The 516-nt window shown below is 66.5% G+C and carries 1 protein-coding gene; it reads right to left on the reverse strand.

What is annotated here, in order from left to right; translation table 11 throughout:
* Positions 1-516, reverse strand: a 516-nt coding sequence (locus LG634_RS37590; protein ID WP_226741044.1) for an SDR family NAD(P)-dependent oxidoreductase, incomplete at both ends; no start/stop codon positions are given.

Consider the following 516-nt stretch of genomic DNA (forward strand, 5'->3'; position numbering starts at 1 on the left):
ACCGATGAGAAGAGGATGAAGGTGGTGAGGGTGGTGAGGTGTTGGGTGGCGTGGTGGAGGTGGTGGGCGGCGTCGGTTTTGGGGTGGAGGACGGTGCTGGTGCGGTGGGGGGTGAGGGCGGTGAAGATGCCGTCGTCGAGGGTGCCGGCGGCGTGGATGATGCCGGTGAGGGGGTGTTGGGTGGGGATTTGGTTGAGGATTTGGGTGATGTGGTGGGGGTTGGTGACGTCGGCTGCGGTGAGGGTGATGTGGGCGCCGAGTGCGGTGAGTTCTTGGTGGAGTTGGGTGGCTCCGGGTGCGTTGGGTCCGCGTCGGCTGACGAGGTGGAGGTGGGTGATGTGGTGGTGGGTGATGAGGTGGTGGGCGATGAGTTTGCCGAGGGCTCCGGTGGCGCCGGTGATGAGGATGGTGCCGTTGGGGTTGAGGGTGGTGGTGGGGTTGGTGGGTGTGGTGGTGCGGGTGAGGCGGGGGGTGTGGAGGGTGTTGTTGCGGAGGGCGAGTTGGGGTTCGCGGGTG

Source organism: Streptomyces bambusae, from assembly GCF_020532645.1.
Taxonomy (GTDB): domain Bacteria; phylum Actinomycetota; class Actinomycetes; order Streptomycetales; family Streptomycetaceae; genus Streptomyces; species Streptomyces bambusae.